Annotated in this window: 3 protein-coding genes; 2 read left to right on the top strand and 1 reads right to left on the bottom strand. The window is 75.3% G+C overall.

From position 1 onward, the window contains the following. Window positions 1-126 precede the first annotated feature (126 nt). The gene (locus IE312_RS21135; protein WP_189983921.1) at window positions 127-2,292 is read right to left on the bottom strand and encodes a RecQ family ATP-dependent DNA helicase; all 2,166 of its coding nucleotides are present in this window, start codon (window positions 2,290-2,292) and stop codon (window positions 127-129) included. Window positions 2,293-2,434: 142 nt separating this feature from the next. Here IE312_RS21135 and IE312_RS21140 point away from each other — a divergent pair, with 142 nt between their 5' ends. Both IE312_RS21140 and IE312_RS21145 read left to right on the top strand, forming a co-directional pair. After that, entirely contained in the window at window positions 2,435-3,985 is a 1,551-nt protein-coding gene (locus IE312_RS21140; protein WP_189983922.1) for a DUF4192 domain-containing protein, read from the top strand. A gap of 572 nt (window positions 3,986-4,557) precedes the next feature. Beyond that, window positions 4,558-6,756 carry a glycogen debranching N-terminal domain-containing protein gene (locus IE312_RS21145; RefSeq protein ID WP_370467582.1) on the top strand — a complete coding sequence of 733 codons (2,199 nt, stop codon included), beginning with the start codon at window positions 4,558-4,560 and terminating at the stop codon, window positions 6,754-6,756. Window positions 6,757-6,819: the final 63 nt, after the last annotated feature.

Here is a 6,819-nt window from a genome sequence, read left to right on the forward strand (position 1 = left end):
CGCCCGGGGCGCCCCGCCCGTATCCGTCGATCCGCCGTGAGCGACCGCACGGTCACCCACCGGATGCACGAGGACCGCCACGGCACACGGCTCGGTCCCTGAGGCGCGGTGCTGACGCGTCGCAGGTCACCCCTGCACGGCCAGGACCAGGGGCAGCACTCCACGCGCCCCGGACCTCCTGAGCAGGCGTGCGGCCACGGCCAGCGTCCAGCCCGTCTCCGTGAAGTCGTCCACCAGCAGCACCGGGCCCTGCGCCTCGGTGAGGGCCGAGACCAGCGCGGGCGGCACCGTCAACGCGCCGTCGAGGGCCTTCAGCCGCTGCGCGCTGTTGCTGCGCGGCGAACGCGGTGCGTCCGCGGCGTACTCCACCGATCCGAGCAACGGGAGCCGGCCGATCTCGGCGATCTTCGCACCGAGGGAATGGATCAGCCGGGGCCGGCTGCGCGAGGCCACGGTCACCACCCCCACCGGCCGGGCCTGGGCGTCGGACGCCCCGGAGGCCCAGCCGCCGGGGCCTCGGGCCCAGTCGGCCAGGACATCGACCACGGCTCGCGCCACGTCGTCCGGCACCGCGGCGTCCGGTGCCTGGGGAGCCAGCAGCGGTCGCAGCCGGTTGCCCCAGCCGATGTCCGACAGGCGCCCCAGGGCCCGCCCCGGTGAGGCCTGTTCACCGGCCGGAATGCGCCCCTTGAGGCCGATGCCGATGGCGGGGAGGCCGGTCGGCCACATGCGTCGGGGTTCCACCTCCACACCCGCACGCCCCAGGTCGCTCCGCGCCGCGTCCAGCGCCGCGGTGGACAGACCGGTGCTGAAACGGGGGCTCGCACAGTTGTCGCAGCGGCCGCAGGGTTTGGCGCCCTCGTCGTCCAGATGGCGCTGCAGGAACTCCATCCGGCACTCGGTGGTGGTCGCGTACTCGCGCATCGCCTGCTGTTCGGCCGCACGCTGCCTGGCCACCCACGCGTAGCGCTCGGCGTCGTACGACCACGGCTGTCCGGTCGCGATCCAGCCGCCCTTGACGCGGCGCACCGCACCGTCCACGTCGAGGACCTTCAGCATGGTCTCCAGGCGTGAGCGGCGCAGCTCGACCAGCGGTTCCAGGGCGGGCAGCGACACCGGGCCGTCCGCTCGGGCGAGGACGTCCAGCGTGCGCCGCACCAGGTCCTCGGAGGGGAAGGCCAGCGAGGCGAAGTACTCCCAGATCGCCTCGTCCTCCTTGCCCGGCAGGAGCAGTACCTCGGCGTGGTCGACGCCGCGCCCGGCCCGTCCGACCTGCTGGTAGTAGGCGATGGGGGAGGAGGGCGAGCCGAGATGGACCACGAAACCGAGGTCCGGCTTGTCGAAGCCCATGCCGAGCGCGGAGGTGGCCACCAGGGCCTTGACGCGGTTGGCGAGCAGGTCGTCCTCGGCCTGCTGCCGGTCGGCGTTCTCCGTCTTGCCCGTGTAGGAGGCGACGGCGTGCCCGCGCTGCCGCAGGAAGGCGGTGACCTCCTCGGCGGCGGCGACGGTGAGCGTGTAGATGATGCCGGAGCCCGGCAGGTCGTCGAGGTGGTCCGCGAGCCAGGCCAGCCGGTGGGCGGCGTCCGGGAGCCGCAGTACGCCGAGGCTCAGGCTCTCCCGGTCGAGCGGTCCGCGCAGCACCAGCGCGTCGGAGGTGCCGCCCGTGCCGAGCTGCTCGGCTACGTCCGCGGTCACCCGCGCGTTGGCCGTCGCGGTGGTGGCGAGCACGGGGACGCCGGCCGGCAGGTCGCCGAGCATGGTGCGCAGCCGGCGGTAGTCGGGGCGGAAGTCGTGGCCCCAGTCGGAGATGCAGTGGGCCTCGTCCACGACCAGCAGGCCGGTGGCGGCGGACAGCGCGGGCAGCACCTGGTCACGGAAGTCGGGGTTGTTCAGCCGCTCCGGGGAGACGAGCAGCACGTCGACCTCGCCCGCCGCGATCTCGGCCTGGACCGCCTCCCATTCCTCCGTGTTGGCGGAGTTGATGGTCCGGGCGTGGATGCCGGCCCGGGCCGCGGCGTCCACCTGGTTCCGCATCAGCGCGAGCAGCGGCGAGACGATCACCGTGGGCCCGCTCCCGGCGGCCCGCAACAGCGACGTCGCCACGAAGTACACCGCGGACTTGCCCCATCCCGTGCGCTGCACGACCAGGGCCCGGCGCCGGTCGGCCACCAGTGCCTCGATCGCCCGCCACTGGTCCTCGCGCAGCCGGGCGCCGCCGGTGGCGTCCCCGACGAGACGGGCGAGGACGGCGTCGGCCTGTGCGCGGAGATCCGCGTTGCTCGTGTGCTCCATGCGTCCCATACAACAGGACCGCACCGACAACCGGGCGGGCGCGGACCGAGCCTGTGGACGAGGAGCGCTGCCTTGTCGTGCACCTGATTCGACTTATCCACAGGCTCAACCGGAATGTCGAAATCCGCGAGATCGTCGCCGCATGACGCATCACAGCGAGACCACGGGACCCTTCGACAGCAACGACATCTCGGCTCAGGAGCCGCCCACCGGGCCGGCCGAGCACGCCACACAGGTCACCCTGCGCACCCCGGCCGAGCTGGCCGACGCGCTGCCCTACCTGCTCGGTTACCGCCCGGAGGACAGCATGGTGCTCGTCGCCCTCCACGACCACGCCGGCCGAGGCAGGTTCGGCGGCCGGGCCCGGCTCGGCATCCCGGCGAACGACGAGGACTGGGAGGCCGCCGCCCGGCAGCTGGCCCGCGGCTTGGTGACCGGCAGCGAGCGGCGCGGCGGCCGGCCCGAGCGCATGGTGGCTTACGTCTGCCAGGAACCGGGCCCCGGGGAGTCCGGCCGGGACGTCAAACACCGGCTGGGCCGGCTGGCCCACCTCATGCGCATCGAGTGCGGCAACCTCGACGTGCCGGTCATCGAGGCCCTGTGCATCTCGGACGGCCGCTTCTGGTCGTACTGCTGCCCGGTCGAGGACTGCTGCCCCGAGGACGGCTCGCCGATGGGCCTGCCCGGCACCTCCGTGCTCGCGGCCGCGGCCACCTACGCAGGCCTCCAGGTGCGCGGCACCCTGAAGGACCTGCGCGCCAGGCTGCAGCCCTGGGAAACGAGCGCCGCGCTGGAACAGGAGATCGCCCTGGACGCGGTCGGCATGCATCTGGTGCCCCGCATGCTGGACGAGACAGCCCGCCTGGAGGTGGCGCAGGAGACCATCGCCCTCGCCGAGCTGATCATCAGCCGCTACGCCACGGCGGCACCGGCCTGCGGGGCGCGCCCCGCGGACGTGCGCGACGACGGCCTCCTCGGGGGCGACGAGGCGGCGGCTCTCATCCTCGGGCTCCAGGACCGCACGACCCGCGACAAGGCCGCCGCCTGGATGGAGGGGGACGAGGCCGGTCCGGCGCTCCGCCTCTGGCGCGCCCTGGCCCGTCGCTGTGTCGGGCCCTACGGCGAGCACGCTGCCGCACCGTTGACCCTCGCGGGCTGGGTCGCCTGGTCCACGGGTGACGAACTGGAGGCGCGAGAAGCGTTGGCCATGGCTCTGGCTGCAGACCCCGACTACCTCTTCGCCCGACTGCTGCACCAGGCCTGCAACGACGGGCTCGACCCCGAGGCGGTCCGCCGATGCCTGCGCGTGGACCGGGCGGAGCGCCCGACGACACAGCCGGCGAGCAAAACTGCGCCGGCACCGGGGACCGTCCTCGCCGAGCCCTCGCAGACCTCGCCCCTGACATCGGAAACCGACCGCCAGGACAGCGGCCCGCGTGTCGAACCAGGCTCCCGGAAGGCCACGCAGCGCCGGCGCCGTGTGCGCAGCGACGAGGAGGGCGGCCGCCCCACGGCCCGGACCAAGCGAGACCGGCGGAGGCCGGCCCACCCCCGACCCCGCACCGCTTCGACCGACACCACCGGTACCGGCACCCGCGGTCCGGCCGCCACGCGCACGCGCGCGGCGGCTCCGGGCGACGCCACGCCCGACTGCCCGCCGTCCGACAGCGGGCAGCCGGGAGGGGACGGATGACGACGGGCCGGTTCCGGGCCTCGACCGGCGTCACCGGAACGCGTCTCGCTTCCCCAGGCGACAAGAACCCCGGTCCTTGTTCCGGCCGCCGCACGCACGAGGCGGCTACGCGCGACGCCGCGGACCGGTGGGCATGCCGTCGGCCGGCGGGAACCCCTGGCCAGGGTCCCAGCCCCGGCCGGACCCTTCGTCCAGGGGCCCAGCAGGCCCCCGTCCGGGGTCGACGCATGAGGATGGGCCGGTGCGGGCCCGCGCAGGCGTGGTCCCTCATCGCGGCGGCCGGCCCACCGACGGCGGACGCAGAAGGCACCGCACGTCACGGGAGCACGGTCCCGGTGCCGGCTCGGGGCAGTCGGACGGAACGCGTCCCGACGGTCACCCGAGTGGACCGGTCACACCGCCATTCGGTCGGCTCGCGACGGGCGGACCGTGACCCGGACGAGTCCACACCCGTTCACCTGAGTGGCGGAACGCCTGGACGGGTCCTGCCGCCGCACCACCCCTGTCCTCCAGGGCGACCCACCAGCCGCCCAGCACGTCCGAGGCGCACCGAGCGCAGAAGAAGCGACCTCATGCACCGACAGCCGACTCCGCCCTCCGCCGCCGGCGAACGTCCGCCCTGGAGCAGGCACGAGCCGTTCGCGACGGCGGGCGCCCGCCCCGGTACACCGACGACGGCCACCGGTCCACCACCGCCGTCGTCCGCGGGCCCCCGTGCCTGCGCCCCGGCCACCCAGGGGAGCCCCCCGGCTCCCACCGGGACCCGGGCCCGTCGCCCCGCCGACGCTCCGACACCACGCACACCCCCGGCGGCCCGCCCGGCACCCCAGCTGCCGCCCGCCCACACCGCGTTGATCTGTGTGGCTCTGCCCGGCCTCGCCATCTCGGACGGGCAGGGCCAACTGACCGGGCAGGGGCTGGACGGGTTCTACCGGGGCGGCCGACGGCTGCTCGCCCGGTGCCAGGTCCGCGTGGCGGGCCGGGAACCGTTGCCCGTGCAGGCCAGGATGACCGGATCCGACAGCGCCCGCTTCGTGGGGACGCTGCGCGCTTCCCCGGCCGCCGGCCCCGACCCCGATGTCGTCGTCGAACGCACCCGCCACGCCGACGGCACCGAACGCATCACACTCCGCAACGCCGCCCCGCGCCCCCTGCGCCTGCCGGTCGAGGTCTCCCTCGGCACCGACCTGGCGGAACTCGCCGCCATCGCCGCCGGAACGGCAGCGTCCGAACTCCCGGCCAGTGTCCACGACTCGGGCCTGCGCTGGGCCGCGGCCGACGCCGCCGCCTGCGTCACCGCGAACCCTCCGCCCTCCGACGCCCTGGCGTCCGCGGGACTGTTGCGCTGGGAACTGGATCTGCCCCCGGCCGGGACGGCAACGGTGGAACTCAGGGTGCGACCCGAAGGCGCGGGTCCCCTGCGGCCGGCGGGACACGCGGCCACCAGCCCGCTGGCCCCCGCGCGGGCGACGGGCGACGACCCCCGGGTGGCCCCGCTGCTGCACTCGGCCGTCGCCGACCTCCAGGCACTGCTCCTGCGCGACCGCGCACACCCCGCCGACACCTATCTCGCGGCCGGCGCGCCGTGGCGCTGCGGAATGGCTCCCGCCGAGGCGCTCGCCGCCGCCCGCATGGCCCTCCCCCTGGGCACCCGCCTCGCCTCGGGAACCCTGCGCAGCCTGGCCCGGACCCAGCTCCCCCGCCCGGGCCCCGGGGCCGGCATGATCCCGGGCCCCCGACGCGACAGCGGCCCCCACCTCCCCCCGAGCTGCACCGGAACGGAAGCCACCCTGCTCTTCCCCGTCCTGCTCGCCGAAGCCCGGCGCTGGGGGCTCCCCGAGCAGGAGACACAGGAACTGCTGCCCGCCGCCGAGCGCTGCCTGACCTGGCTGCGGTCCACCGTGGGCGACGGCTCCTACCTCCACGACCCGTACCCCGGGGGCCCGGTCCGCTGCGAGACGCAGGCCCACGCCTATCGCGCCGCCCTGCTCGGCGCCGATCTGCTCGACGCGTACGACAGACCGGGCGCCACGGAGTTGCTCCAGTGGGCCGAGACCCTGCGGGCCGCCTTCCGTGCCGACTTCTGGGTGGAGGACCGCGGCGGCGGACGACCGGCCACGGCCCTGGCCCCCGACGGCCGCCCCCTGCCCCACCTGTCCGCCACCGCCGTCCACCTCCTGGACACCGGCCTCCTCGGCGGCGGCCGGCCGGCCCCCGGCCTGCTCGACGAGGTGCGCACCGAGCACCTCGCCCGGTTGCTCGGTACCCCCGCCATGGACGCGGGCTGGGGACTGCGAAGTCTCGGCGCCAAGGAGGCGGGACACAATCCGTTCGGCCACCGCAGCGGGGCCGTGCGGGTCCACGAGACCGCCCTCGCCGTAGCGGGACTGGTGGCGGCCGGTCACGACAAGGAGGCGGCCGGCCTGCTGGAGGGGCTGCTGGAAGCGGCGGAGCACTTCGGACACCGGCTGCCCGAGATGTTCGCCGGCGAGCAGCGTTCCGCCGGCGCAGCGCCCCTTCCGCACCCCGCCGCCTGCCGTCCGGCGGCAACCGCCGCCGCATCCGTCGTCCTGCTGCTCACCGCCCTGGCCGGGATCCGCCCCGACGTTCCGGCTCGCACGGTCACCCTGCGGCCGGTGCGGAGCGCGCCACTCGGAGAGATCAACCTCAGCGGACTGCGTGTTGCGAGGGCGCCCTTCGCGGTGCGGATCAGCCGACAGGGGCTGGCCGTGGCGGAGGAGGCGGCGGACGGTCTGCAGCTGGGCGCGTGACCATGCCGCCGGGCCGGTGACCTCGCACGACGGCACCGGACAGGCGCACCGGGAGCCGGCCGC

Source organism: Streptomyces capoamus, assembly GCF_014654935.1.
Taxonomy (GTDB): Bacteria; Actinomycetota; Actinomycetes; order Streptomycetales; family Streptomycetaceae; genus Streptomyces; species Streptomyces capoamus.